Here is a 25,329-nt window from a genome sequence, read left to right on the forward strand (position 1 = left end):
GGGGGCGCGGCGGGCAGTTCTGTGAACGGGCGGCGTCAGCCCTGGCGGGCCAGGTCCGCCGCGCCGACGAGTCCGGCCTTGCCGCCGAGCTGTGCGGCGAGCACCTGCGCGTGCGGGCGCCACGCGCCGCCGATCAGCCAGCGCTTGAAGGACTTGCGGATCGGGTCGAGGACGAGGTCGCCCTCGTCGGAGACCCCGCCGCCGACGATGAACGCCGACGGGTCGAAGAGCGAGGCCAGGTCGGCCAGGCCGGCGCCGGCCCAGCGGGCCAGTTCGCGGAACGAGTCGATGGCCACCAGGTCACCGGCCCGCGCGGCCTCGCTGATGTGCTTGCCCTCGATGCCGTCGGGGGTGCCGTCGCCCAGCGAGAGGAGGACCGCCGCGTTCTCGGGGGTGGCGTTGGCGCGCTGCTTCGCGTACCGGACGAGCGCGCGGCCGGAGGCGTACTGCTCCCAGCAGCCCTGGCTGCCGCACCCGCAGAGCAGGCCGTCCGGGACGACCCGGATGTGGCCGAACTCGGCGGCCACGCCGAAGCGTCCGCGGCGCAGCTTGTTGCCGATGATGATGCCGCCGCCCAGGCCCGTGCCGAGCGTGATGCAGATGACGTCTTCGTGGCCCTGGCCGGCGCCGAAGCGGTACTCGCCCCAGGCCGCGCAGTTCGCGTCGTTCTCGACGACGACCGGCAGACCGATGCGCTGCTCGACCTTGTCCTTGAGCGGCTCGTGCCGCCAGTTGATGTTCGGCGCGAAGAGCACGGTCGCGCGCTTGTCGTCCACGTATCCGGCGGCGCCGATGCCGACGGCGTCGATGGTGTGGCTGCTGCTGACTTCGGACACTGCGGCGCAGATCGCGTCCGTCACTCCGTCCGCGGTCGGCGGGGTGGGCACCTTGTACGTCTCAAGGATGGTGCCCTCTTCGTCGACCACGCCGGCCGCGATCTTCGTGCCGCCGATGTCGACGCCGATGGTGAGTCCCATTAGTCCCTCGGTTTCCGGTCAAACCCCGCCACGGCCAACGGTACCCGAGGGCAGCAGGGTCTCAGTCGAGATCGATCCGCTGCGCGGGGCCGCTACCGCCCTCGTCGCGCGGATCGGAATGATCGCCGGAGGGCCGGTCCGAGGGTCCCGGGGCGGGTTCGTCGCGGGTCCAGCGTCGCTCGTGGCCCTCGACGGCCGAGCGGTACGCGGCGAGCAGCTCGGATCCAGCGGCCGCGAGGTGGTCGAAGACCTCGGGATTGCGCTCGACGACGGGCTTCGCGGCGGACTTCGCCTGGTTGACGAACTGGCGTACCGCGCCCTGGGCGGCGGCGCCGAGCAACGGATTGTTCAGCCCGGAGACCTTGTCGGCGACGGCCTCGAACAGTTTGAACAGTTCCTCTGCGGCGGTCCCGGTCCCGGCGTCGGCGCCGCCCTGCCGGGCCCTGCGGCGTTCCTGCTCCGCGGCGAGGTCCTCGGCACAGGCCTTGGCCCAGGCGTCTTCGTCGGTGGGACGGTCGGTGGCCTCGCTCATGGCGGACTCTCCTGCGGCAGCTGCTGGACGTGCGGGTGCGTACTACCTTCGACGTTACCCGAACGGGGGTACGCGGTTCAGGGCCTGCGGGGCCACAGGTCCGGGTCCGGGGTGAAGCGGATGCGCAGCTCCCCGTCGGCGAGGGCGGCTCCGGACACCGTGCAGCGGCGCAGCGCCGAGGGCAGCGGAACGATCCTGCGGTACGGGCCGGCCGCGAGCAGCAGCTCGTCTCCGCGCCGCACCAGGTCGAGGTCCCCCTTGTGGGCGCCGGGCAGCGCCACCACCCAGACGAGTACCCCGTCGCCGGCGAGGCGGTCCTCGACCGGCCATGCCCGGCGGGCCGGGGACGCCGGCGCGGGAACCCCCGGAGCGAGCGCCTCCGCGCCGGGGAGCCGGGTCAGGTCATCGGGTCCCAGGGGGTCCCGCCCGAGGTGGCCGAGCGCGAGCACGGGCGTGTCGCCGGCCCACTGGGCGGCGTACTTCTCCTGCTGGGCGGCGAGCCCGGCCAGCCAGGGGTCGGGCGAGCCCTGCGGCACCATCCGGTTGGCGACGATCCCGCCGACCGGGAGCTGTTCGAGGGCGAGGCCGAGCAGTCCGGTCCGCAGCGCGGCATCGGCGCCCGGTCCCGGCTCGGCGACCAGCCGGAGCGAGGTGCCGGCGGACTCCACGACGGCCTGGACGGCAGCCAGCTCCTCGTCCCAGCGCGCGGCGGCCTCGTACAGCCACTGCGCGGGCATGGGTACGCCGGCCAGCTGGGCCAGTACGGGCCGCAGGGCGCGGGCCGCCTGCCGCTCGGCCGGGAGCAGCCGGGCCAGGTAGCGGCGCAGCTGGGCGGGGAGGGCGAGGGTGGCCACGGTCTGGTGCAGCGGGGGCATGTCGACGACGACGAGGTCGACGCCGGGTGCGCCGGCGGCCCGGCGCAGGGCGCGCAGCAGGGCGAACTGTTCGGCGCCGGGCAGTTCGGTGAGCTCCTCGCCCCCCAGCGGCCGGGCCCCGACCATGCCGAGCAAGGCGGATCCGCGCTCCTGGAGGGCCACGAGCTCCTCGCGGAACTCCTCGCCGGAGTCCACGCGGGCCACGAGGACCCCGCCGGCGGGTACGGCGGTCAGTCCCGGCGCGACCTGGACGGGTTGCCCGGTGGGCTCTCCGACCAGTGCGGCCAGGGGGTCGCCCGGGTCTCCGGAGAGCAGCAGCACGCGCTGCCCGGTCCGTGCGGCGGCGAGGGCCGTGGCCGCGGCCACGGTGGTCCGACCGGCCCCGCCGGGGCCGGTGATCAGCAGTGTGTGCATGGTGCAGGTGCTCCTCGTGCGCACCGGCGGAGCCGGGCTCCGTCCGGACCCGGGGTCGTGCCCCGACCCCGCGCCTCAGGCCGATTCGGTGGATTCGACGCGCTTCTTCAGGCCGGCCAGGGCGCGGTCGATGATGACCTTCTCGGCCTTGCGCTTGATCATGCCGAGCATCGGGATCTTGACGTCCACGGTCAGCTGGTAGGTGACCTCGGTGCGCTTGCCGCCTTCGAGGGGGGCGAGCCGGTAGGACCCGTCGAGCTGGCGCAGCATCTGCGACTTGTCCAGGGTCCAGCTGACCTCGTCCGCGCCCTTCCAGCTGTAGGCGAGGGTGTGGTCGTCCTTGATCGCGCCCGCGTCGAGCAGCAGCCGGACCTTTTCCGCGCGGCCCTCGGCGTCCGTGGCGAGCACCTCGGCCTCCTTCACCTCGCCGGTCCACTCGGGGTAGCGGGCGAAGTCGGCGATCACGGCCATCACGTCGGCCGGCGCCGCCTCGATCGTGATGCAGGAGCTGGTGTGTTCGGCCATGGCGGTCGCCCCTCCAGGGAGTGTTCGAGGAAGTGTGCGGCCCAGGGCCGCCGCGTGCAGGCTACCGTGCGTGCGGAGGTCACCACTCCAGGGCCCAGGGCCTTCCGGTGGCGGCGAAGTGCCCGACGTTCACGCATTCCGTGCCGCCGATCCTCATCCGCCGGGCGAGCGGCTGGTGCACGTGCCCGAACAGCGCGTACCGCGGGCGGGTCCGCCGGATCGCCGCGAGCAGGGCCTCACTGCCCCGCTCGAAGCGGCGCGCGACCGTGTCGTAGCAGAGCTCCGGCACCTCAGGCGGGATGTGCGAGCACAGCACGTCCACTTCGCCGAGCGCCTCGACCTTGGCTGCGTACTCCTCCTCGTCCACCTCGTACGGGGTGCGCATCGGGGAGGGCAGTCCGCCGCCGACGAAGCCGAAGACGCGGCCGCCGATCTCCACCCGCTGCCCGTCGAGGACGGTGGTGCCGGGGCCTGCGTACTCGGACCACAGACCCGGGATGTCGACATTGCCGTAGGTGGCGTACGTGGGGTGCGGGAACGCGGCGAACATCTCGGCGTACTGGCGGCGCACGGCGCCCTCGATCAGTTGTTCCCGGTCCAGGCCGGCCCACAGCCGCCGGCCGAAGTCGCGGGCCTCGTCGAAGCGCCGCGCGGTGCGCAGCTCCACGATCCGATCGGCGTTCTCGACGCCGAACAGGTCGGGGAAGATGCCGCGGGAGTGGTCGGCGTAGTCGAGGAAGAGCACGAGGTCGCCGAGGCAGATCAGTGCGTCGGCGCCGTCCCCGGCCCGGGCGAGCGCCTCCGCATTGCCGTGGACGTCGCTGACGACATGGACCCGCGTACTGCTCTTCCTGCCACCCATGCGCTCCACCCTAGGGGGGCCCGGGAACGGCGGGTAGAGGGGGTGGCACAGCCGGCCTACCTGCGGTTACTTCCGAGTCTTCAAGGGGGTCGACTACTGTCGGCATGGCACGGCCGTGTCATGTGACGCACGGAACATCTGGCCGGTTCCCTCTATCCGGAACCCACTACCGGTGGGTAACGTCCGGTCGGTCCACATGGTGGCGATGGCGCCCAGAGGAGCAGCAGTCTTGCGCGAGTTCAGCCTTCCGGCCCTGTACGAGGTCCCGTCGGACGGGAACCTGACGGATCTCATCCGCCGCAATGCCGCGCAGCATCCCGACACCGCGGTCATGGCCCGCAAGGTCGACGGCCGGTGGCAGGACGTGACGGCGACCGAGTTCCTCGCCGAGGTGCGCGCCACCGCCAAGGGCCTGATCGCGGCCGGTGTCCGGCCCGGCGACCGCGTCGCGCTCATCTCCCGCACCCGCTACGAGTGGGTGCTCTTCGACTTCGCGATCTGGAGCGCGGGCGGCGTCACCGTCCCCGTGTACGAGACCAGCTCGCCCGAGCAGATCCAGTGGATCCTCGGCGACTCCGGCGCGGTCGCCGTCGTCGTCGAGAGCCCGGGGCACAGTGCGGCCGTGGCCTCGCTGCGCGACCGGCTGCCGGAGCTGCGCGAGGTCTGGGAGATCGAGCAGGGCGCGCTCGCGACGCTGAAGGCCGCCGGTGCGGACGTCGCCGACGCCGAGGTCGACGCGCGCAGCTCGCTGGCGAACGCCGACGACCCGGCCACCATCGTCTACACCTCGGGCACCACGGGCCGCCCCAAGGGCTGCGTGCTGACCCACCGCAACTTCTTCGCCGAGTGCGGCAACGTGGTGGAGCGCCTGAGCCCGCTGTTCCGCACCGGCGAGTGTTCCGTCCTGCTCTTCCTGCCGGCCGCGCACGTCTTCGGGCGCCTCGTGGAGGTGGCGGCCGTACTGGCGCCGATCCGCCTGGGCTGCGTACCGGACATCAAGAACCTCACCGACGAGCTGCAGTCCTTCCGGCCCACGCTGATCCTCGGCGTCCCGCGGGTCTTCGAGAAGGTCTACAACTCGGCGCGCGCCAAGGCCCAGGCCGACGGCAAGGGCAAGATCTTCGACGCGGCGGCCGAGACGGCGATCGCGTACAGCCGTGCGCTGGACAACCCGGGCGGCCCGTCGTTCGGGCTGAAGCTCAAGCACAAGATCTTCTCGAAGCTGGTCTACAGCAAGCTGCACACGGTCCTCGGCGGGCGCGGCGAGTACGCGATCTCCGGCGGCGCCCCGCTGGGCGAGCGGCTCGGCCACTTCTTCCGCGGCATCGGCTTCACGGTCCTGGAGGGCTACGGCCTCACCGAGTCGTGCGCGGCCACGGCCTTCAACCCGTGGGACCGTACGAAGATCGGTACGGTCGGCCAGCCGCTGCCGGGCTCCGTGGTGCGCATCGCCGACGACGGCGAGGTGCTGCTGCACGGCGAGCACATCTTCAAGGAGTACTGGAAGAACGAGACGGCGACCGCGGAGGCGCTGACCGACGGCTGGTTCCACACCGGCGACGTCGGCACCCTCGACGAGGACGGTTACCTCGCGATCACCGGGCGCAAGAAGGAGCTCATCGTCACGGCGGGCGGCAAGAACGTGGCCCCCGCGGTGATCGAGGACCGGATCCGGGCGCACGCGCTGGTCGCGGAGTGCATGGTGGTCGGCGACGCGAGGCCGTTCGTGGCCGCACTGGTCACGATCGACGAGGAGTTCCTGGGTCGCTGGGCCGTGGAGAACGGCAAGCCGGCCGGGGTCACGGCGGCGGAGCTGCGCGAGGACGCGGACCTCATCGCCGCCGTCCAGAAGGCCGTGGACGACGGCAACGCGGCGGTTTCCAAGGCGGAATCGGTGCGGAAATTCCGCATTCTGCCCTCCCAGTTCACGGAGGAGTCGGGTCACATCACGCCCTCGCTGAAGCTGAAGCGGAACGTGGTGGCGAAGGACTTCGCGGACGAGATCGAGGCCCTGTACCGGGGCTGATCCCGGATGGCCTGCGCCCCGCGGCCGGAGGCCGCGGATCAGCGCGGGTCGGCGAGGATCCGCTCCATGTTCCGCTCGGCGAGCGCGGTGATGGTGACGAACGGGTTCACCCCGAGCGAGCCCGGGACCAGGGAGCCGTCGACGACGTACAGCCCCTGGTAGCCCTTGACGCGGCCGTAGTCGTCGGTCGCGTCGCCCAGGACGCAGCCGCCGAGCGGGTGGTACGTGAAGTTGTCGGCGAAGTTCTTGTTGTCGCCGAACAGGTCGTACCGGTAGATGGTGAAATTGGCCCGGTTGATCCGGTCGAAGAGGCACTTGGCGGCCTGCACGGACGGGGTGTTCTGGTCCCGCCGCCAGTTGAGCCGCGCCGAGTCGCTCGCGGCGTCGTAGGTGAAGTGCCCGCGCTCCGGGTTCTTGGTGATGGCCAGGTACATCGAGATCCAGTGCTCGAAGCCCATCGGCAGCGGGGCGATCTCGGCGAACACCGGGTTGGCGGCGTTGTCCCAGTCGTCGATGCCCAGGGCGGGCATGGTGGCCTGGTTGGCGCCGACCGTGTCCCAGAGGTGGTTGGCCCGGGCGGTCATCACGTTGCCGTTGTGGCCCCAGCCGAGCCCGACCTTCTCGCTGAGCGCGGGCAGGGTGCCGCGCTCGCGGGCGCGCAGCAGGATCTCGGTGGTGCCGAGGCTGCCGGCGCCGAGGAAGAGCTGGTTGCAGCCGAGTTCCCTGACCTGGGTGACCTTTCCCGTCAGATCGCTGGTCCGCACCGTGAGCACGTAGCCCCCGGCCGGGTCCTGGCGGACGCCGACGACGCGCTGCATGGTCTCGATGGTGACGTTGCCCGTGCCGATCGCGGCCGCGAGGTAGGTCTTGTCGACGCTCTTCTTGCCGTGGTTGTTGCCGTAGATGACCTCGCCGGCCAGCGCCGAGCGGGTGGCGGTGCCCGCGGCTTCGCGCTGCATGTACGAGAAGTCGTACACGTTGGGCACGAAGGTGGTCTTCAGGCCGGTGTTCTGGGCGTGCTTGCGGGAGATCCGGGCGAAGCGGTACCACTCCGTGGACTCGAACCAGCCCGGGTCGATGTCGTTGACCCCGAGCGCGGCGCGGGCGCGCGGGTAGTAGGTGCCGTACATCTCGTCGGCGTCGACCTGGGGCAGCACCTCGGAGAAGTAGGAGCGGCGCGGGGTCGGCGCCATTCCGCCGTTGACGAGGGAGCCGCCGCCGACGCCGCGGCCGACGTACACGGACATGTCGCCGTAGTTCACCCGGTCGAGGACGCCGGGGTAGGAGCTGATGTTCCGGTTGACGACGTCGAGCCACAGGAACTGGGCGAGCGGGGCCTCGGTGCGGGTGCGGAACCACATGGAGCGCTGGTCAGGCGCGGAGGTGGAGGGGAAGACCTTGCCGTCCGGGCCCGGGGTGTTCCAGAGCCGGCCCATTTCGAGGACGACGGTCCGTACGCCGGCCTGCCCGAGCCGGAGGGCGGCGACGGCCGAGCCGTAGCCGGAGCCCACGACGATGGCGGGCGCGTATTGCGCGGCGGGGGGCTCGGCGGCGGCGGCCGATTGGAGCCCTATGCGGGTGAAGCCGAGGGCCGCGGCGGTCTGGAGGGCGCCGATGCCCAAGAAGTGACGGCGCGTCAGCTGAGGTGTCATGGCCGCATCATGGGCGGAATCCGGCCGTCCACCCAGAGGCGGTGTTGACAGACTTCTGAGGGACAGTCAGACATGGCGGAGAATCACGGCCCCCGCAAGCGCTCCGGGGCCGGCAGCGGCCCGACCCGCGCCTCAGACCTGCTCGGTCGGGAGGACCACCATCTCCGACACCGCCGTCCGCCGCGGCCGCGTGACGCCGTACGCGATCGCGTCCGCGACGTCCTGCGCCTCCAGCCGGTCGATGCCCCCGAACATCTGCGCCAACGCCTGCTGCATCTCGGGAGAGTTGTGGCCGCGCAACTCGGTGTCCACGGCGCCCGGCTCGACGACGCAGACCCGCACGTGCTGCGGCGCCAGCTCCTGGCGCAGGGCCTCGCTGAAGGCGACCACGCCGAATTTCGTGGCGCAGTACCCCGTGGCCGTGGCCGCGGCCCGGCGGCCCGCCAGGGAGGACACGTTGACGATGTCGGCCACCTGCCGGGGGCCGTCCCCGGCAGCGCTGACGAGGTGCGGCAGGGCCGCGTGGGTGGTGTGCATCAGGGCGGTCAGGTTGACGTCCACCATGCGCTTCCAGTCGGCGAGGGGCGCCTCTGTGGCGTACCCGAGGAGCATCAGGCCCGCATTGTTGACCAGGACGTCGAGGCGCCCGAGCTCCCTGACCGTACGCTCCACCACGCGCGCGGCCTCGGACTCGTCGGCGATGTCGGCGGGCAGGATCAGGGCCGAGCCGCCACCGGCCTCGATCTGGGCCGCCAGTTCCGTGAGCCGCTCCGCGCGCCGGGCGGTGAGCGCTACGGCGGCGCCCCTCCCGGCGAGCGCCAGGGCCGTCGCCCGGCCGATCCCGCTCGAAGCACCGGTCACCAGGGCCACGGTGCCGCGCAGCACGTCGTCCATCGTCCTCACCACTCCCCGCCGGCGCACGACCGTCGTGCACGTCCTCGGACATGCCTTCCGCGCTCGGCGCACGTCGCACGGCCGGGGGCCCGACCCGCCCGGTTCGGCGTAATAGCCGACCAGCACGCTCCGACCCGGCGCAGCTGCGCGGCGCGCCCCGCGGCTCTCAGAGCAGCTCGCGCAGACGGTCGGCCAGCAGGTCCCAGCGCCACTTCTCCTCGACCCAGGCGCGGCCCCGCTCGCCCATGCGGCGGCGCAGCTCCGGGTCCCGGAGCAGGGCGATCACCCGGTCCGCCGCGTCCTCGGGGACCCCGCCCCGGACCACCCAGCCCGTCTCGCCCTCCAGTACGGCGTCCGGCGCCCCGCCCGAGTCGCCCGCGACCACCGGCAGGCCCGTCGCCGAGGCCTCCAGGTAGACGATGCCGAGGCCCTCCACGTCCAGCCCGCCCCGCCGGGTCCGGCAGGGCATCGCGAAGACGTCCCCGGCGCCGTAGTGGGCGGGCAGCTCGGCCCACGGGACGGCGCCCGTGAAGACCACCGAGTCCGCGACCCCCGTGGACGCGGCCAGCGCCCGCAGGTCCGCCTCGTACGGGCCCCCGCCGACCACCAGCAGCACGGCGTCCGGCACCGCGGCCAGGATCCGCGGCATCGCCTCGATCAGCGTGTCCTGCCCCTTGCGCGGGACCAGCCGCGAGACACAGACCACCACCGGCCGGTCCGACAGCCCCAGCCGGGCCCGGACCGCGTCGCCGCCCGACCCCGGGTGGAAGGTCTTCTCGTCCACCCCCGGCGGGAGTTGCACCATCCGCGCCGCCGCCCGGTCCGTCAACGCCGAGGCGATCCGCGAACGCGTGTACTCGCCCAGGTAGGTCAGTGTGTCCGTGCCCTCGCCGATCCGGCGCAGCAGCTGCCGTGCCGCCGGGAGCTGCGCCCAGCCCGCCTCGTGCCCGTGGGTCGTCGCCACGATCCGCTTCGCGCCGGCCCGGCGCAGCGCCGGGCCCATCAGCCCCAGCGGAGCCGCCGCCCCGAACCACACCGACTCGCAGCCGTGTTCGCGCAGCAGCCCGACCGCCCGCCGGGTGACCCGCGGGGTCGGCAGCAGCATCGTCGTCCGGTCGCGCACGACCTGGAACGGCTGCTCGGCATCGAAGGCGGCGGTGGCTTCGCGGCCCTCCGCACCGTGCTTCCAGGTGGAGGCGTAGACGACGATCCGGTCGGGATCCAGCCGCAGCGCCATGTTGTGCAGGAAGGCTTGGATGCCGCCCGGTCGCGGCGGGAAGTCATTGGTCACGATCAGCGTCTTGTGCATCGCCAGCCGACAGTACCGGACGCCCCCGCGCGGCCACCGGCCCAGGCCGCGCCCGCACCGCGCGCAGCCCGTACGGGCCGGCGCCGGCCGGGTCAGGGGGCGGTCAGGTCGTTGCGGAGGGAGGCCTGCCAGGCTGCCGTCAGGGCGGGCGGGTCGGTGTCGGTGGTCTCCCGGAGCGCCACATCCAGCGGTTCGCGGCCCGCCGCCTCGTAGAGCCGGACCAGCGCGGCGTCGCCCCAGCGGGACGCGATCAGTCGGCAGGCCAGCCACGCGCCCTCGTACGCACGGGCCAGCGCCTCCGGGTCGCCGCCGAAGGCGAACGCCCCGTCGGCGGGCAGTGCGCCCGGCAGCTCGCCGCGGCGGACGGCCCGGCCCAGCGCCGGCGCGCCCTGCTGCGGGGTGGTGGTGCCGCCGCGGTACGCAGCCCAGTCGGCGAAGCCCTCGGACAGCCACAGCGGGGTCCGGGCGGAGGTCGCGGCGCGGGTGGCGACGTGCGTGACCTCGTGGGTGAGGATGACCCCGCGGCCCGCGGAGCTGAGTTGCGCCCACCCCTCGGGGTTGACGACGACCCGGTCGGCGGGTGCCTCGGCGGCGCCCACCCGGCCCGTCGTGACGGCCCCCATGCCCCGGTACTCGGCGGCCGGCCGCCCCAACAGCTGCGCCATCCGCTCCAGCGAGCCCGGCACGAGCACCACCACGCGGCCCGCCCACGGCCCCGGCCAGGCGGCGCTCACCGCCGGTACCGCCCGCTCGGCCTCCGCCGCGACCGCGGACAGCGTCCCGGCGTCCTGCCCGCTGCCCAGCACCAGGGAGTGCGCGCCCCGGACCACCGCCACCGGGCCCTGGTCCCACAGCTGGGGTGGTGCGCCCGGTGCGGGCCGGTCCCCGGTGACCCGCCACCGCCCGCCGTCCCGGCTCAGCCGGACCTCGCGCGCCGAACCGGCGGGGGCCGTGTCGTAGCCGGTGAGCCGGTAGTGCAGTTCCGCCCGGGCGGTGGCCTGCGCGCCGCTGCGGCGGACCGCGGAGACCTCGTACGCCCATCCCTCCAGCGGGATCCCGGCGAGCTGTGCGGGCGGCGTCCGCGCCCAAGCGGCGACGGCGTCCCGGACCGCCCGCTCGGCAGTGTCGGGCGCGGCGGGCGCCCCGCACCCCGCGAGCAGCCCGCTCAGCAGGAGCGGCAGTGCGCGTACGAGGAGCCGACGGAGCGGGGACATCCGACGATCGTACGCACGGCCGCGTCAGGGCCGGGTGACGGAGGACACCGGCATCATCCCGACCGGGTCGTAGCGCACCCGCGCCCCCGGGTACGGGGCGTGCACCACCTGGCCGTTGCCGACGTACATGCCGACGTGGCTGGCGTCCGAGCGGTACGTGACCAGGTCGCCGGGCTGCGCCTGCGAGAGCGGGACCTGGCGGCCCGCGTGGCGCTGGGCCTGCGAGGTGCGCGGCAGGGAGACGCCCGCCTGCCGGTACGACCACACCATCAGCCCGGAGCAGTCGAATGCGGAGGGCCCGGTGGAGCCCCAGACGTACGGGCGGCCGACCGCCGACCGGGCGGCCATCACGGCGGTCGCGGCGCGCCCCGAGGACGGGACCGACGCGCCCGGGTCGGGCACGCCCCCCGGCCGGTCGCCCGAGCGTGAGGCCCGCTCGAAGTCGGCCCGCTCCTGCGAGGGCATCGCGTTCAGCAGCCGGCGGGCCGCGGCGAGCTTGGCGGTGACGGCACGCTTCTGGCGGGCCACGTCGGCGCGTACGGCGTCGAGTTCGGCGAGCTTCTGCGAGGCCTCGTGTCGCTGCTGGCCCAGCCGGCGCTGCTCCTTGCGCAGTTCGTCGAGCTGCCGGGCCTGCCGGTCCGTCAACCGGGCGAGCTGGGACGCCCTTTCGAGGTACTCGTCCGGGTCGTTGGAGAGCATCAGCTCGACGGCGGGATCGATGCCGCCGGAGCGGTACTGGGCTCCGGCGAAGGCGCCGAGGACGCCGCGCATGGTGTTGATGCGGTCCTGGCCGCGGGCCAGTGCGTCCTGGGCCCGGTCGATCTCGGTGCGCAGCCCCTCGGCCCGCTCGCCCGCCTTGTTGTAGCGCTCGGTGGCCTGTTCGGCCTCCTCGAAGAGCCGGTCGACCTGGGCGCGGGTGCCGGCCGGGGGCTCCTGCGGCAGGGCCGGGGCCGCGCTCGCCGTCGCGCCCGCCATCGCTACCGCGGCGGTTGCGGCGACGGTGAAGACGGTGACCTTGGTGCTCCGGTCGAGGCTGCCGAGCCCGGTCCGGCGATGGGACGCCACGTGGAACCGCTCCCTTCCGCTGCGCAGGACCGGGTCCGCCCCCCGTGGACGGCCGTGTGCCGGGCTCCGCGCTGGCAGACAGTAACCGCGCGACCACGAACCGACCAACGACCGCCGGGGGCCGCGCACGCCGACGCCCCGCCGGAGACGCAGGTCACCGGCGGGGCGTGTGGTCACAGCGGGGCCGCGGAATTCGCCCGGATGGGCGGTGTGCGGCACGTCTCCCCGGGCCGGGGAGCGCGGGATCAGCCGACGCGGACGCCGAACTGGAAGGGCATGTTCTTCATGGCCTCGTACCGAACGCCGCCGGTCGGGTTGGAGGCGTGGAAGACCTGGCCGTTGCCCGCGTAGAGACCCACGTGGTGCAGGTCGTCGTAGAAGAAGACCAGGTCTCCGGGCTGGAGCTCGCTCATGCCGATGCGCGTGCCGTCGTTGGCCTGCGTGTAGGTCGTGCGGCTGATGTCGACGCCGGCCTGGCCGTAGGCCCACTGGGTCAGGCCCGAGCAGTCCCACGAGTCGGGACCGGTGTCGCCCATGTGGTAGCGGTCGCCCTTCTGGGTCAGCGCGGCGGCAAGGGCGGCCCCGGCCCGCCCCGAGCCCTTCACCGCACCGGGCTTGGCGCCCCCGCCGGCGGCGTCCGCGGCGGCCTGGCCGTCCTTGGCCGCGTCGCTCTTCAGCTGGCTGCGCTCGTCCGCGGTCAGCGTGTTGAGGAGGGCCTGGGCGTCGGCGAGCTTGGCCTGGGCGGCCGCCTTCTTCTCGGCGAGCTCCTTGCGGACGGCTTCGAGGTCGGCGAGCTTGCCGGTGGCCTCCTGGCGCTGCTGCGCGAGGCTGCGCTGCTTGGCCTGGATCTTCGATATCGCCTCGACCTGCTTGCCGCTCAACTGCTGGAGCGTGGAGGCCTTGTCGAGGAAGGCGTCCGGGTCGGCGGACAGTAGCAGCAGCACGGACTGGTCGAGGCCGCCGCCGCGGTACTGGGCGGTCGCCATCGAACCGAGGGTGTTGCGCAGGCTGTTGAGCTCGTCCTGGCCGCGCGCGACCCGGTCCTGGAGCTGCGAGATCTCCTTCTCCAGCTTTTCCTGGCGCTCTTTGGCCCCGTTGAACTTCTCGGTGGCCTGCTCGGACTCCTCGTAGAGGGCGTCGACCTTGCTCTTGACCTCGTCCTTGTTCGGCTTGTCCGGTGCGGCCATGGCCGACTGGGAGGAGAGGGCGACGGCCGCAGTGGCGAGGGCGGTGAGCACGCTCACACGGGTGCGGGTCGGCGGCTTGGGTCGACGGTGGGACGCCACGAACGCGAGCTCCTTTTTCCTGGAGCCGCCGAAGACGGTCGCAAGGCTCGGCAGCGCGCCTCCGTCGTCACCCCGAATGAGTGAACTGCCGCACGAAGGTTTGAGGTGACCCTAGTGACCTCGCTGCGATCAGTTCAAATCCTGTCGGGAAAAACTTCCTCCCCGACCAGGTTCTTTACCTACAGCCCACGCTCCGTACAGGGCACTTGACGGTACGTTCCCTGACGCCCATACCAAATCGGGCATTCCAGCAAGGAGTTACGAAACGCGCGAAAGCCGCTTCAGCAACAAAGCGGACGCAACCGGCCGGGCACCGGCCTTCGCCACGCCGTCGGCCACCTCGCGGTCGGTGGACACCACGACCACCGGCCGGCCGGGCGGCTCCGCCCGCACCAGCTGGCGGATCAGCTCGTCCGCCGTCACCCCGGGCTTGGAGAACAGCACCCGCACCCCGCGCGGCGGCGCGAGCAGCACCGGGGCCGCCAGTTCCGCGCCGTCGAACACGCACGTCATCTCCGCGCCGGTCTGCGCGGCCAGCATCGACAGCCCGCCCAGCAGCCGCAGCCGCTGCTTCTCCAACGGCATCGTCGGATAGCCGGTCTTCGTCACGTTGTAGCCGTCGACCACCAGATGGACCTGGGGCAGCGCCAACAACTGGTCCAGCAGCGCCGGATCCGTCTCCGACAGCGCCCGCGCCGCAATGTCCTTCGGGGTCATCCGGCCCGGCTCCACCGCCTCCACGGTGTCGGCCGGCCGCGTCGACACCGGCGGCAGCGCCAGCTCGCGGCGCAGCCCCTGGGCCGCGTCCAGCACGGTGTCCAGCAGCAGCCGCAGCCGCATGTCCTCGACGCTGCGTCCCTCGCGGGTGGCCCGGCGGGAGGTCTCCAGCGCGGTCTCCACCTCGGCGAGGCGGGACTTCAGGCGCCGGGTCTCGCTCTCGGCGGCGGCCACCTGCGCGGCCGCCTCACCGCGGATCCCGTCGATCTCTGCGGTCACCTTGCGCAGGGCCGCCTCGCCGCGCTTCACATCGCTCTGGGCGCTGCGCAGCTTGCGATGAAGCGATTCCGCTTCCTTGCGCGCCGCGTCCAGCTCGGCCCGCACCTGCTCGCCGCCGAGGCGCTGTACGTCCCGGGCGTGCGCCAGTTCCTCGCGGAGCCGGTCCAGTTCGCGCCGGGTCTCCTCGCCGACCCGCTCGGCGTCGGCGCGCTGCGCCTCCTCGCCGGCGGCGGCCACCAGCTTCACCCAGCCGACCGGCCGCAGCACGTACGCGGCGGCCGCCACGTCCAGCGGGTCCGCGGCGGCGGGCGGGGCACCGGACTCCAGGGCGCCGGTCAGCTCGGTCTGGGCCTCGCGCAGCTTCTCGGCGACGCGGCCGCGGAAGACGGGATCCGTCTCCACTGCCGCGGCCATCGCGTTGCCCGCGAACTTGGCGCGCCGGGTCGGGGTGAACCGGGCGTACTGGCGCAGCTGCGCCGGGAGGTCCGCGACCGTCAGTCCGCCGAAGGCGTCCGAGACGAGCGCGACGACCCGGCGCCGCACGCCTTCCGGCAGCGGGCGGTCGAGCACCTCGGCGGCGTCGCCGGCCGCGTCGGCCGGCTCAGCGCCGCTTGCTGGCTCCACAATCCGTCACCCCTACCGTGATCTACTGTGGGCCCGGCTCCGTCAGGAGTCCGCGCCCGGCCTGTCCACGAGCTCGATCTGGTCCACCGCGTTGCACCAGCGGCAGCGGACCGACTCGATGGTCTCATTGACCACCTCGCGCTCCTCGACCTTGGGCTCCCCGGCAAGATCCAGGTGGACGTACTCCACGACCTTCGACGAACGAGTGACGTCGAAACGCGTGAGGTTGCCGCACAGGGTGCAGCGCCACCGGGTGGTGTCGGTGGGCAGGGGAACCGTCATCAGGCCGCTCTCTCCTTCGTAGCTCTTTCAATTAAAGCCGCCGTCCGCGTCAATCGGCGGACCGCAGCACGTAACCCTACGGCCTGCCGGTGCTCCGGGCGGGTCCGCTTGGGTCATGCTCGATCGCATGATCGTAAAGTGGCAGGCCCTCCGGGAGGCGGCCCGGGGCCCGGTGGTCGTCCACGCACTGATCGCCGGCTGCTGCGTGGTGTTCCTGCTCGGTCCGGCTTCGGGCCTGAATCCCTCGTACGGAACGGGCGAGCGGCTGGTGGAGACGGGGACCGCTTACTTCCGGCGCTGGGGAGTGGTCCCGGACGAACTGTTCACCGGCTCCGCGCGGGCGCTGCTCACTCCGCTCACCGCGCTGTTCGTACACGGCAGCTGGCTCCACCTGCTCGGCAACATGCTCTTCCTCTACGTCTTCGGCGTGATGGCGCAGGAGCGGATGGGGCGACCGGAATTCCTGGCGTTCTACGTCTGTACGGGGTACCTGGCGCTGGCGGCGTACGCGGCGGCCAACGCAGCCTCGGACCAGACCCTGGTCGGCGCGTCCGGCGCGATCTCGGCGGTACTGGGCGCTTTCCTGTGCCTCTTCCCGCGGGCCAGGGTGACGAGCCTGTTCCCGTTCCTCTTCTTCCTGCCGCTGCGCTTCCCGGCCTGGATCGTACTGATGTTCTGGTTCGGCCTGCAGTGGCTGGCGGCGCACCGCGCGGGGAGCGGCCCGGGGGTGGCGTACCTGGCCCACGTGGTGGGCTTCTCGCTCGGCTTCGTCTACGCGTGGGTGCGCTATCGGCGTACGACTAGAGTGAGGCGACCAGCGACGGCCACCGAGGGAGACAGCCAACCGTGATCACCGCGATCGTGCTCATCAAGACCAGCGTGGACCGCATCCCCGAGATCGCCGAGTCCATCGCCGCGCTGGAGAACGTCAGCGAGGTCTACTCCGTCACGGGGACGTACGACCTGATCGCCCTGGTGCGCGTGGCCCGCCACGAGAACCTGGCGGACATCATCCCCGGCCGCATCAGCAAGATCCCGGGCGTGGAGGCGACGGACACGCACGTGGCGTTCCGCACCTACTCCCAGCACGACCTGGAAGCGGCCTTCGCCATCGGCCTGGACGCGTAGCGTCCGACCGTTCACAGTTCCGGCAGCCGCTCCCCCGGCCGGGGCACGCGGCGTTCCTGCAGCCAGAACGGGTAGCCCCGCAAGTGGTCACCGAGGCCGGTGTCGAGGTGCGCGAGGTACGCGCGGGACCCGCCGGCCGCCTCACGCTCGTCCTCCCGCTCCGACGCCGACCGGCTCCGGTCCAGGCCCACGGCCCACTCGCGGTCCCGGCCCCGGTCCCGCCACCGGTCCCGGACCAGCTCCGGGGTCCAGTGCGCGTCGCCGTCGCACTCGTACCCGGCCATCGGGTCCTGCCGGGCCGCGGCCATGACCCGGTACGTCTCCTCGGGCGTGCACGGCTGGCGGTGGACGAACTCCCCGCCGGACTCGTCGTCGTACAGGACGTGGGCCGGCGCGACCTCGCGGCCCACCCAGCAGGTGTCGGTAGCCGCCCCGTAGAACGGCCCCGGCGCGTTGCGCCAGTTGCGCTCCCGCCACGCTTCGGGCCGGCCGCCCCACGGCGGCTGGTACGCGGGCACCCAGTTCGCGAGGCCGGGTAGCGGCTCGCCCTCCGCGCAGGCGCGGACCGTCGGCAGCGGATCCCAGTAGGTCATGCCGAGCAGCCCGTCAGACGGCCGGGACGCAGCGACCCTCCTCCGTGCGGTACTGCCACTTGGCGCCGTCCCGAACCAGCTCGCGCACCGCGCGCACGAACCGTTCGACGTGCTCGTCCGGGGTGCCCGCGCCGAAGCTGACGCGGATCGCGTTCAGCGTGGGGGCACCCCCGGACGAAGTCTGGGGGTGTTCGCCCGGGGCCGCCTCGGGGGCCCCGCATTCGCCCTGCGCCTGCGGCTCGCTGCCGAGCAGGGTGCGGACCAGCGGGTGGGCGCAGAACAGGCCGTCGCGGACGCCGATCCCGTACTCCGCGGACAGCGCGGCCGCGAAGTGCGAGCTGTTCCAACCGTCCACCACGAAGGAGATGACGCCGACCCGCGGGGCGTCGTCGCCGAACAGGGAGAGGATCCTGACCTGCGGGACCTCGGCCAGGCCTGCGCGGACCTTCGCGATGAGGTGCCGCTCGCGGGCGACGAGGTTCTCGAAGCCGGCCTCGTCCAGCGCCCGGCAGGCGGAGGCGATGGAGTACACGCCGATGACGTTCGGGGAGCCGGCCTCGTGGCGGGCGGCCGTGGTGTGCCACTCGACGTCGACGCCGCCGTCCTCACGGCGGGCGACCTTCCGGGAGGCGCCGCCGCCGGCCAGGTACGGCTGCGCCTGCTGGAGCCAGTCCGCGCGGCCGGCCAGTACGCCGGAGCCGAACGGCGCGTACAGCTTGTGCCCGGAGAAGGCGACCCAGTCCACGTCCAGCTCCTGGACGGAGACGGGGTGGTGCGGGGCCAGCTGCGCGGCGTCCAGGACGATCCGCGCGCCGTGGGCGTGCGCGGCGGCGGCGAGTTCCTTCACCGGCCACAGTTCACCGGTGACGTTGGACGCGCCGGTGACGCAGACCAGCGCCGGCCCGTGCGGATCGCGGTCCGCCAGCGCCCGGTCCAGGGTCTCGACGGCCTGCACCGGGGTCCGCGGGGCGTTGAGGTACGTGACCTGCGCGTCGCCCCACGGCAGCAGCGAGGCGTGGTGCTCGGTCTCGAAGACGAAGACCTGACAGCCGGCGGGGAGCACGGCGGCGAGCAGGTTCAGGGAGTCGGTGGTGGAGCGGGTGAAGACCACCTGGTCGGCGGGCCGGCAGTCGAGGAACTCGGCGACGGTGGCCCGGCTCTGCTCGAAGAGGTCGGTGGAGAGCTGCGAGAGGTACCCGGCCCCGCGGTGGACGCTGCCGTAGTAGGGGGCGTACGCGGCGACGTCGTCCCAGACCCGCTGGAGCGCGGGGGCGCTGGCCGCGTAGTCGAGGGCCGCGTAGCTGACCTCGCCGCCGATGACGAGCGGGACGGTCACGTCCCGGCCGAGGACCGGCAGCGGCTCGGCACGGGCGGGGTCGACGGGCGGGGTCGCGACGGACGCGGTGGCGACGGCGTTCGGGTACGTGGACATGGCGGTATCTCCCGGCAGGACAGGCGGAATGGCTTCGGAAGGCCCGTACGTGGGTGCACGGATGCGCGGGCGCGCGGCAGCGCGGATGCACATGTGCCAGTGGTACGGGAATTGCCTCGACGCGCGGACGACTGGGGACCGCACGGAGGGTGAAGAGGGGCGGAGTCGCCCTATCGCATTCGCTTGCTCACGGAAAAGCTCCTCGGGAGACCAGGACCCCTGGTGTCGAGGGATCCGCGCTTGCCGTAGGCCTTTCTGGCTACGACCTGGTCATCACCCGGGGCACCCCGCCACGGAAGGAGGGTTGCCGGACAGCAAGCCGGGGCCGAAACGCTGTCACTCGTGACCTGGTGAGCATCCTGCCACATGATCCCCAACGCGCAAGACCCCGGTCCGCATGCTGGACCGGGGCCTTGGCCGGAAAAGATCAGGCGCTGCCTACGCGTTGCTCGCCGCCACCCAGCGGTCCAGGGCGGCCTTGGCCGCGCCCGAGCACCAACCCCCGACGCCGCACTCGCGCCGCTCGGCCGCAGGCGGCCTCCCGGGCATCGACCGGCTGCGCCGACCTCCGGCCGCCGGGGAACGCGAGCCGGTGGCCCCCGCCTACGCGTTGCTGGCCGCCACCCAGCGGTCCAGGGCAGCCTTGGCCGCGCCCGAGTCAATGGATTGCGCCGCCCGGGCGATCGCGGCGCGGATCTCGTCCTCCAGGGAGCCCGTGCCCGGGTCCAGGGCCACCAGGGCCGCCGCCGAGTTCAACAGCACCGCGTCACGGACCGGCCCGGTCTCGCCGGCCAGCAGACGGCGGGCGACGTCCGCGTTGTACGAGGCGTCCGCGCCGCGCAGCGCCGAGACGTCGACCAGGGGGATGCCCACGTCGCGCGGGTCGAACGACTGCTCGTCCACCCGGCCGTCGCGGACCCACCACACCCGGGAGGTGGCCGTGGTCGTCAGCTCGTCCAGGCCGTCGTCGCCTCGGAACACCAGCGCCGAGGAGCCGCGCTCCGCCAGCACGCCCGCCACGATGGGCGCCACCCGCGGGTCCGCGACGCCCGTGGCCTGCGCCCGTACCCGCGCCGGGTTGGTCAGCGGGCCGAGGAAGTTGAAGGTGGTCCGGATCCCGAGCTCCTTCCGGGCCGCGGCCACGTGCCGCAGCGCCGGGTGGAACTTCACCGCGAAGCAGAAGGTGATGCCGGCTTCTTCGGCGACCTCGACCACCCGCGCCGGGGTGAGGTCCAGGTTGACGCCGAGCTTCTCCAGCACGTCCGAGGACCCGCTCGCGGAGGACGCGGCCCGGTTGCCGTGCTTGACCACCTTGGCACCCGTGCCGGCCACCACGATCGACGACATCGTCGAGATGTTCACCGTCTTGGCCCCGTCGCCGCCGGTGCCGACGATGTCCACCGTCCGGCCCGGCACCTCGATCAGGTTGGCGTGCTCGTACATGGACCGTACGAGGCCGTTGATCTCCGCGACCGTCTCCCCCTTGGCCCGGAGCGCCACCACGAAGCCGGCGATCTGGGCGTCGGTGGCCTCCCCGCGCATGATCCGGTCCATGGCCCAGGCCGTTTCGTCGGCGCGCAGGTCCTGGCCGGTGAGCAGGGCGTCGAGGAGACCCGGCCAGCCACGGGCCGCCACGCTGTCGCCGCCTGCCGGGGTCACAACGTTCATGGTCCGCTCCTGCTGCTGGTCGGCCGTCCGATGCCGGGGCCCACGTCGAATGGGAAGGAGATCAGCCTATCCAGCCCCGGGGACGGCAAAGAGCCCCGTCCAGACACTGGACGGGGCTCTTGCCGTGGCGACACCGGGACTGGCGTGAATCAGTCCCTCATGGGATCAGTGGTGGCCGTGGCCGCTCTGGATCTCCTTGTACTCCTCCACCGTGGGCTTCGGAATCTGGTTGTTCTCGGCGTAGAAGCCCTTGCTGAGCTTCGCGCGGAGCTTCTCCATGCGGCCGACCTTGCGCTCGACACCGTTCTCGTCGACCGTCGGGCCGATCTCGACCGGCTTGTACTGCTCGTGCGCGGTCAGCGTGTGCAGCTTGCCCTGCGGGAGCGGCTCGTGGATCTCGACGAACTCACCGTGCGGCAGGCGCTTGATGATGCCGGTCTCGCGACCGTGCAGCACCTTGTCGTGGTCCCGGCGCTGGAGGCCGAGGCAGATGCGCTTGGTGACGATGAAGGCGAGGACCGGGACGACGAAGAAGCCGATCCGGACGAACCACGTGATGTTGTTGATCGAGAGGTGGAAGTACTGCGCGAACATGTCGTTTCCACCGCCGATCAGCAGCACGATGTACTCCGCGATCCAGGCGACACCGAAGCCCGTACGGGTCGGGACGTTGCGCGGGCGGTCCAGGATGTGGTGCTCGCGCTTGTCACCGGTGACCCAGGACTCGATGAACGGCCAGGCGGCGATCGAGCCCAGCACCAGCGGGAAGATCAGCAGGGGGATGAACACGCCGAGAACGAGCGTGTGGCCCCACAGGTTGATCTCCCAGCCCGGCATGGCACGGATCAGGCCTTCCGGCATACCCATGTACCAGTCGGGCTGCGCGCCGGTGGACACGTGGTCCGGGCGGTACGGGCCGAGGGCCCAGATCGGGTTGATCGAGGCGATCGCCGCGATGGCCGCGATGACACCGAAGACCAGGAAGAAGAAGCCTCCGGCCTTGGCCATGTAGACCGGCAGCAGCGGCATGCCGACGACGTTGTTGTTCGTCTTGCCGGGACCCGCGAACTGGGTGTGCTTGTGGTAGAAGACCAGGATCAGGTGGGCCACCAGCAGGCCCATCATGATGCCGGGCAGCAGCAGGATGTGGATCGAGTAGAACCGCGCGACGAAGTCGCCGCCGGGGAACTCGCCGCCGAAGAGGAAGAACGAGATGTACGTGCCGACGATCGGCACGGACAGGATCGCGCCCTCCATGAAGCGGACACCGGTGCCCGAGAGCAGGTCGTCCGGCAGGGAGTAACCGGTGAAACCGGTGAACATGCCGAGGACCAGCAGCAGGAAGCCGAAGATCCAGTTGACCTCGCGCGGCTTGCGGAACGCGCCGGTGAAGAAGACGCGCATCATGTGCACGACCATGCCGGCGACGAAGATCAGGGCCGACCAGTGGTGGATCTGCCGGATGAGCAGACCGCCGCGGACGTCGAAGCTGATGTCCAGCGTCGAGGCGAAGGCCTCGGACATCTGGACGCCCTGCATCGGCACGTACGAGCCGTGGTAGACGACCTCGTTCATGCTCGGGTGGAAGAACAGCGTCAGGTACACACCCGTGAGGATGATGATGATGAAGCTGTAGAGGCAGATCTCACCCAGCATGAAGGACCAGTGGTCCGGGAAGATCTTGCGCATGTTGGACTTGGCCAGGCTGTAGATGCCCAGGCGGCCGTCCGCCCAGTCGGCTACCCGCTCGCCGGCCGGCGCTTTGCGCTTCGAATCGGTGGCAGTACTCATCCGCGCTCCCAGAATGCAGGACCGACGGGCTCTTCGAAGTCGCCGAGCGCTTCAAGGAAGCCTTCGCCGTTCACGCCGATCCGCAGCTGCGGAAGCGCGTGGCCGGCCGGGCCGAAGATGACACGGGCGCCGTCGGAGAGGTCGAAGGTGGACTGGTGGCACGGGCAGAGCACGTGGTGCGTCTGCTGCTCGTACAGGCTGATCGGGCAGCCGACGTGGGTGCAGATCTTCGAGTAGGCCACGATGCCCTCGTGGGACCACTCCAGCTCCTGCTTGTCCTTGATGTCGTCCGGCTTGATCCGGACGATCATCAGGGCAGCCTTGGCGATCTGCGTCTGGAAGTCGTGCTGCTCCTCGTCCAGGCCCTCGGGCCGGACGAAGGTCAGCGAACCGACCTGGACGTCCTCGGGACGCAGCGGCTCGTTCGTGTTGTCGTTGATGAGCAGCTTGCCCTTGGCCCACACGGTCTTGCGCAGCTTCTCCTCGGGCAGCGGGCCCAGGTCGCGCATGATCATGACGGCGGACAGCGGCAGCATGGCCAGCGCGCCCAGCATCGTGTTGCGGATCAGCGGGCGACGGCCGATGGCGGACTCGTTCGCACCGTCGGCGAAGTCCGACAGGACCTTCGCCTTGACCTCCGGCGGCGCCGCGATCGCGTGGCGCTCGTCGGCGACCTCCACGTCGGACATCAGGGTGCGGGCCCAGTGGACCGCGCCCGCGCCGATGCAGAAGAGGGCGGCACCCAGGGTCAGACCGAGGGCGAAGTTGAGCCCGCTCACCTTCCCGACGGGGAAGATGTAGACGATCTTGTCGACCGGGATGGCCACGTACGAGACGATGAAGCCGATCGTGGCCAGCATCGACAGCGTGAACAGCATCGCCACGGTGCGCTCGGAGCGCCTCGCGGCCCGCTCGTCGATGTCCTGGATACGGGGCTTGTGGACCGGCAGGCCCGGGTCGGCGAACGGGTCGTCCGCGACTGCTACGCCACCGTGGTGCGCGTCGCCCTGCTCGCTCGGCAGGTGCTTCTCTTCGGGAATGTCTTGGCTACTCATGACTTCTTGGCCTTAGCGGTGTGGGCCGCGACCCAGACGGCGACAGCGATCAGCGCACCCAGACCGAAGATCCAGCCGAACAGACCCTCGGAAACGGGGCCGAGGCCACCGAGCTTCAGGCCGCCAGGGCTGACCGACTGCTCGCCGTTCACGTGCTGGATGTACGCGATGATGTCCTTCTTCTCCTTCGTCGGCATGGTGCTGTCCGGGAAGGAGGGCATGTTCTGCGGGCCGGTGAGCATGGCCTCGTAGATGTGCTTCGGCTCGACGCCCTCAAGGCTGGGGGCGTACTTGCCGTTCGTCAGTGCGCCGCCTTCGCCGGTGAAGTTGTGGCACTGCGCGCAGTTGTTGCGGAACAGCTCACCACCCCTGGCGATGTCGGCACCCGCCGGGTCGTACTGCTTCTCGGTCGGCACCATCGGGCCGGCGCCGAGGGAGGCGATGTAGGCGGCGAGCTGGTCGATCTGCGCCTGGTCGTAGACGACCGGCTTCTTCGGCACCTGCGCGCCGGGCTGCTGGGCGGGCATGCGGCCCGTGCTCACCTGGAAGTCGACGGCCGCGGAGCCGACGCCGACCAGGCTGGGGCCGTCAGTGGAACCCTGACCGCTGGATCCGTGGCAGCTTGCGCAGCTCACGGCGTAGAGCTTCTTGCCCTCGTCGATGGCGAGGGACTGGGCGGTTTCATCGGCCTGCGCCTTGCCCGCGGGGGCGAAGGCGGCGTACAGCCCCCCAGTGGCCGCCAGCGCGAGGAGTAGAACGACGACCGCCGCCAGCGGATGGCGTCGTCGTGCGGAGAGCTTTTTCACGGATTACCCCGGTGTCAGGATCTTCTGCGTCGGTGTGTCTGGATGGAGTGCCGGGTCGGGCCCGGTGACGTGTTCGCTACTTGATCAGGTAGATCGTCGCGAAGAGGCCGATCCAGACGACGTCGACGAAGTGCCAGTAGTAGGACACGACGATGGCCGACGTGGCCTGTTCGTGGGTGAACCTCTTGGCCGCGTACGTCCGGCCGAGGACCAGCAGGAAGGCGATGAGACCGCCCGTCACGTGCAGACCGTGGAAGCCGGTGGTCAGGTAGAACACCGAGCCGTACGGACCTGACTTGAGAGACATGCCCTCGTGCTTGACCAGCTCGGTGTACTCGAACACCTGGCCGCCAATGAAGATCGCACCCATGACGAACGTGACCATGAACCACGACCGGAGCTTCTTCACGTCACCGCGCTCGGCTGCGAATACGCCGAGCTGGCAGGTGAGGGAGGAAAGCACCAGGATCGTCGTGTTCGTCGCCGAGAAGGGCAGATTCAAGGCCGAAGCCTGCTCTGCCCAGTACTCGGCGCCTGTCACGGATCGCAGGGTGAAGTACATCGCGAAGAGGGCCGCGAAGAACATCAGCTCGGAACTCAACCAGATGATGGTTCCGACGCTGACGAGGTTCGGCCGGTTGACCGTCGGGTGCGCGTGCCCGGTATCTACTGTCGTTGCTGTCGCCACGACCGACATTATGTCGGTCGCTTATCCCGCCCTCACCCCGGGGGGTGCCGTTCGGAGTGTCAGGGGCGTGTGCAAGGCCCGAACGGCCCATCAGATCGGCCCCGGAGCAACACCCGCGAGGCTGTTCGAACCGATGTTGACACCGGGTCGGACGGAGTAGCATCCCGCGCAACACCAACGTGATTCACGGCACCGTGGAGGAACGAAATGCGGTCGACTGCACGGGTTCTGGTCTACAGCGACGACGCGAGCACCCGGGAGCAGGTGCGGCTGGCGGCCGGGCGCAGGCCGGCCGCGGACCTGCCTCCTGTCGAATTCGTGGAATGCGCCACGCTCCCGGCGGTCCTGAGCGAGCTGGACGCGGGCGGGATCGACGTGTGCGTGCTGGACGGCGAGGCGGTCCCGGCCGGCGGCATGGGCGTGTGCCGGCAGATCAAGGACGAGATCTTCCGGTGCCCGCCCGTGCTGCTGCTGATGGGGCGTCCGCAGGACGCCTGGCTGGCCACCTGGAGCCGCGCCGACGCGGCGGTGACCCTTCCCGTCGACCCGGTGGAGTTCCCGGACGCCCTGGCGGGCCTGCTGCGTTCACGGCTCTCCCACAACGCCGCCTGACCCCCACCAGGCTCCGCCGGCCC

Annotated in this window: 24 protein-coding genes and 1 riboswitch; of the genes, 4 read left to right on the top strand and 20 right to left on the bottom strand. The window is 71.7% G+C overall.

Translation table 11 applies throughout. The features are described from left to right. Positions 1-35: 35 nt before the first annotated feature. The 5 genes from OG974_RS14110 to OG974_RS14130 form a co-directional block, all read right to left on the bottom strand. On the bottom strand, positions 36-977 hold the full coding sequence (locus tag OG974_RS14110; protein ID WP_327283039.1) for an ROK family glucokinase: 942 nt from the start codon (positions 975-977) through the stop codon (positions 36-38). Positions 978-1,038: 61 nt separating this feature from the next. Then, positions 1,039-1,509 carry a DUF5304 domain-containing protein gene (locus tag OG974_RS14115; protein WP_327283040.1) on the bottom strand — a complete coding sequence of 157 codons (471 nt, stop codon included), beginning with the start codon at positions 1,507-1,509 and terminating at the stop codon, positions 1,039-1,041. A gap of 77 nt (positions 1,510-1,586) precedes the next feature. Next, positions 1,587-2,798 carry an ArsA-related P-loop ATPase gene (locus tag OG974_RS14120; RefSeq protein WP_328762500.1) on the bottom strand — a complete coding sequence of 404 codons (1,212 nt, stop codon included), beginning with the start codon at positions 2,796-2,798 and terminating at the stop codon, positions 1,587-1,589. 75 nt (positions 2,799-2,873) lie between these two features. Next, positions 2,874-3,323, bottom strand: coding sequence for an SRPBCC family protein (locus OG974_RS14125; RefSeq protein ID WP_327283042.1), 450 nt, complete (start codon positions 3,321-3,323; stop codon positions 2,874-2,876). Positions 3,324-3,402: 79 nt separating this feature from the next. Then, entirely contained in the window at positions 3,403-4,185 is a 783-nt protein-coding gene (locus tag OG974_RS14130) for a metallophosphoesterase (protein WP_327283043.1), read from the bottom strand. Positions 4,186-4,414: 229 nt separating this feature from the next. Between OG974_RS14130 and OG974_RS14135 the strand changes: the two genes are divergently transcribed. Continuing rightward, positions 4,415-6,211 carry a long-chain fatty acid--CoA ligase gene (locus OG974_RS14135; RefSeq protein ID WP_327283044.1) on the top strand — a complete coding sequence of 599 codons (1,797 nt, stop codon included), beginning with the start codon at positions 4,415-4,417 and terminating at the stop codon, positions 6,209-6,211. Positions 6,212-6,249: 38 nt separating this feature from the next. On the opposite strand, the gene OG974_RS14140 is transcribed toward OG974_RS14135, so the two are convergent. The 8 genes from OG974_RS14140 to OG974_RS14175 form a co-directional block, all read right to left on the bottom strand. Beyond that, positions 6,250-7,863 (bottom strand): GMC oxidoreductase, encoded by a 1,614-nt coding sequence (locus OG974_RS14140; RefSeq protein ID WP_328762501.1) that lies wholly within the window; start codon positions 7,861-7,863, stop codon positions 6,250-6,252. Between the two features lie 132 nt (positions 7,864-7,995). Further along, positions 7,996-8,757, bottom strand: a complete 762-nt coding sequence (locus OG974_RS14145; RefSeq protein WP_327283046.1) for an SDR family NAD(P)-dependent oxidoreductase — start codon at positions 8,755-8,757, stop codon at positions 7,996-7,998. Positions 8,758-8,923: 166 nt separating this feature from the next. After that, the gene (locus OG974_RS14150) at positions 8,924-10,066 is read right to left on the bottom strand and encodes a glycosyltransferase family 4 protein (RefSeq protein WP_327283047.1); all 1,143 of its coding nucleotides are present in this window, start codon (positions 10,064-10,066) and stop codon (positions 8,924-8,926) included. Between the two features lie 92 nt (positions 10,067-10,158). Further along, positions 10,159-11,280: a hypothetical protein gene (locus tag OG974_RS14155; RefSeq protein ID WP_328762502.1), complete on the bottom strand. Its 1,122-nt coding sequence runs from the start codon at positions 11,278-11,280 to the stop codon at positions 10,159-10,161. A gap of 24 nt (positions 11,281-11,304) precedes the next feature. Beyond that, on the bottom strand, positions 11,305-12,345 hold the full coding sequence (locus tag OG974_RS14160; protein ID WP_327283049.1) for an NlpC/P60 family protein: 1,041 nt from the start codon (positions 12,343-12,345) through the stop codon (positions 11,305-11,307). 245 nt (positions 12,346-12,590) lie between these two features. Beyond that, complete coding sequence (locus OG974_RS14165) at positions 12,591-13,631, bottom strand: NlpC/P60 family protein (protein ID WP_327283050.1); 1,041 nt, start codon at positions 13,629-13,631, stop codon at positions 12,591-12,593. 258 nt (positions 13,632-13,889) lie between these two features. Beyond that, entirely contained in the window at positions 13,890-15,254 is a 1,365-nt protein-coding gene (locus tag OG974_RS14170) for an NYN domain-containing protein (protein ID WP_327285621.1), read from the bottom strand. A 39-nt stretch (positions 15,255-15,293) separates the two neighbouring features. Then, positions 15,294-15,533: a hypothetical protein gene (locus tag OG974_RS14175; protein WP_008738811.1), complete on the bottom strand. Its 240-nt coding sequence runs from the start codon at positions 15,531-15,533 to the stop codon at positions 15,294-15,296. Between the two features lie 127 nt (positions 15,534-15,660). On the opposite strand from OG974_RS14175, the gene OG974_RS14180 reads away from it, so the two are divergent. After that, positions 15,661-16,383 carry a rhomboid family intramembrane serine protease gene (locus OG974_RS14180; RefSeq protein ID WP_329313270.1) on the top strand — a complete coding sequence of 241 codons (723 nt, stop codon included), beginning with the start codon at positions 15,661-15,663 and terminating at the stop codon, positions 16,381-16,383. Further along, positions 16,380-16,661, top strand: a complete 282-nt coding sequence (locus OG974_RS14185) for an Lrp/AsnC family transcriptional regulator (protein WP_030013053.1) — start codon at positions 16,380-16,382, stop codon at positions 16,659-16,661. The genes OG974_RS14180 and OG974_RS14185 overlap by 4 nt, the downstream gene beginning before the upstream one ends. A gap of 11 nt (positions 16,662-16,672) precedes the next feature. Here the strand turns inward: OG974_RS14185 and OG974_RS14190 are convergent, their stop codons facing one another. The 7 genes from OG974_RS14190 to OG974_RS14220 all read right to left on the bottom strand — a co-directional run bounded on the left by OG974_RS14190 (position 16,673) and on the right by OG974_RS14220 (position 24,703). Then, complete coding sequence (locus tag OG974_RS14190) at positions 16,673-17,254, bottom strand: ferredoxin (protein WP_371646647.1); 582 nt, start codon at positions 17,252-17,254, stop codon at positions 16,673-16,675. A gap of 13 nt (positions 17,255-17,267) precedes the next feature. Continuing rightward, a complete protein-coding gene (locus OG974_RS14195) occupies positions 17,268-18,686 on the bottom strand; it encodes an aminotransferase class V-fold PLP-dependent enzyme (RefSeq protein ID WP_327283052.1) in 1,419 nt (472 codons plus the stop codon). 231 nt (positions 18,687-18,917) lie between these two features. After that, positions 18,918-19,034: riboswitch (SAM riboswitch) on the bottom strand. A 255-nt stretch (positions 19,035-19,289) separates the two neighbouring features. Next, a complete protein-coding gene (gene trpD / locus OG974_RS14200) occupies positions 19,290-20,354 on the bottom strand; it encodes an anthranilate phosphoribosyltransferase (RefSeq protein ID WP_327283053.1) in 1,065 nt (354 codons plus the stop codon). A gap of 165 nt (positions 20,355-20,519) precedes the next feature. Further along, positions 20,520-22,145, bottom strand: a complete 1,626-nt coding sequence (locus OG974_RS14205; RefSeq protein WP_327283054.1) for a cytochrome bc complex cytochrome b subunit — start codon at positions 22,143-22,145, stop codon at positions 20,520-20,522. Beyond that, on the bottom strand, positions 22,142-23,200 hold the full coding sequence (locus tag OG974_RS14210) for a Rieske 2Fe-2S domain-containing protein (RefSeq protein WP_327283055.1): 1,059 nt from the start codon (positions 23,198-23,200) through the stop codon (positions 22,142-22,144). Before OG974_RS14210 ends, OG974_RS14205 begins: the two co-directional genes overlap by 4 nt. Next, entirely contained in the window at positions 23,197-24,006 is an 810-nt protein-coding gene (locus OG974_RS14215; protein WP_327283056.1) for a c-type cytochrome, read from the bottom strand. Before OG974_RS14215 ends, OG974_RS14210 begins: the two co-directional genes overlap by 4 nt. Positions 24,007-24,082: 76 nt before the next feature. After that, positions 24,083-24,703 carry a heme-copper oxidase subunit III gene (locus tag OG974_RS14220; protein WP_327283057.1) on the bottom strand — a complete coding sequence of 207 codons (621 nt, stop codon included), beginning with the start codon at positions 24,701-24,703 and terminating at the stop codon, positions 24,083-24,085. Positions 24,704-24,901: 198 nt separating this feature from the next. Here OG974_RS14220 and OG974_RS14225 point away from each other — a divergent pair, with 198 nt between their 5' ends. Continuing rightward, on the top strand, positions 24,902-25,306 hold the full coding sequence (locus tag OG974_RS14225) for a hypothetical protein (RefSeq protein ID WP_327283058.1): 405 nt from the start codon (positions 24,902-24,904) through the stop codon (positions 25,304-25,306). Positions 25,307-25,329 lie beyond the last annotated feature (23 nt).

It is taken from the genome of Streptomyces sp. NBC_00597 (assembly GCF_041431095.1).
GTDB lineage: Bacteria > Actinomycetota > Actinomycetes > Streptomycetales > Streptomycetaceae > Streptomyces.

What these genes read in the sequence shown, in the direction of transcription:
- OG974_RS14220 (WP_327283057.1), bottom strand. Translation starts at nt 24,703, where the DNA reads ATGTCGGTCGTGGCGACAGCAACGACAGTAGATACCGGGCACGCGCAC.
- OG974_RS14210 (WP_327283055.1), bottom strand. Translation starts at nt 23,200, where the DNA reads ATGAGTAGCCAAGACATTCCCGAAGAGAAGCACCTGCCGAGCGAGCAG.
- OG974_RS14120 (WP_328762500.1), bottom strand. Translation starts at nt 2,798, where the DNA reads ATGCACACACTGCTGATCACCGGCCCCGGCGGGGCCGGTCGGACCACC.
- OG974_RS14205 (WP_327283054.1), bottom strand. Translation starts at nt 22,145, where the DNA reads ATGAGTACTGCCACCGATTCGAAGCGCAAAGCGCCGGCCGGCGAGCGG.
- OG974_RS14175 (WP_008738811.1), bottom strand. Translation starts at nt 15,533, where the DNA reads ATGACGGTTCCCCTGCCCACCGACACCACCCGGTGGCGCTGCACCCTG.
- OG974_RS14145 (WP_327283046.1), bottom strand. Translation starts at nt 8,757, where the DNA reads ATGGACGACGTGCTGCGCGGCACCGTGGCCCTGGTGACCGGTGCTTCG.
- OG974_RS14180 (WP_329313270.1), top strand. Translation starts at nt 15,661, where the DNA reads ATGATCGTAAAGTGGCAGGCCCTCCGGGAGGCGGCCCGGGGCCCGGTG.
- OG974_RS14130 (WP_327283043.1), bottom strand. Translation starts at nt 4,185, where the DNA reads ATGGGTGGCAGGAAGAGCAGTACGCGGGTCCATGTCGTCAGCGACGTC.
- OG974_RS14155 (WP_328762502.1), bottom strand. Translation starts at nt 11,280, where the DNA reads ATGTCCCCGCTCCGTCGGCTCCTCGTACGCGCACTGCCGCTCCTGCTG.
- OG974_RS14140 (WP_328762501.1), bottom strand. Translation starts at nt 7,863, where the DNA reads ATGACACCTCAGCTGACGCGCCGTCACTTCTTGGGCATCGGCGCCCTC.
- OG974_RS14110 (WP_327283039.1), bottom strand. Translation starts at nt 977, where the DNA reads ATGGGACTCACCATCGGCGTCGACATCGGCGGCACGAAGATCGCGGCC.
- OG974_RS14190 (WP_371646647.1), bottom strand. Translation starts at nt 17,254, where the DNA reads ATGACCTACTGGGATCCGCTGCCGACGGTCCGCGCCTGCGCGGAGGGC.
- OG974_RS14125 (WP_327283042.1), bottom strand. Translation starts at nt 3,323, where the DNA reads ATGGCCGAACACACCAGCTCCTGCATCACGATCGAGGCGGCGCCGGCC.
- OG974_RS14115 (WP_327283040.1), bottom strand. Translation starts at nt 1,509, where the DNA reads ATGAGCGAGGCCACCGACCGTCCCACCGACGAAGACGCCTGGGCCAAG.
- OG974_RS14195 (WP_327283052.1), bottom strand. Translation starts at nt 18,686, where the DNA reads ATGTCCACGTACCCGAACGCCGTCGCCACCGCGTCCGTCGCGACCCCG.
- OG974_RS14150 (WP_327283047.1), bottom strand. Translation starts at nt 10,066, where the DNA reads ATGCACAAGACGCTGATCGTGACCAATGACTTCCCGCCGCGACCGGGC.
- OG974_RS14225 (WP_327283058.1), top strand. Translation starts at nt 24,902, where the DNA reads ATGCGGTCGACTGCACGGGTTCTGGTCTACAGCGACGACGCGAGCACC.
- trpD (WP_327283053.1), bottom strand. Translation starts at nt 20,354, where the DNA reads ATGAACGTTGTGACCCCGGCAGGCGGCGACAGCGTGGCGGCCCGTGGC.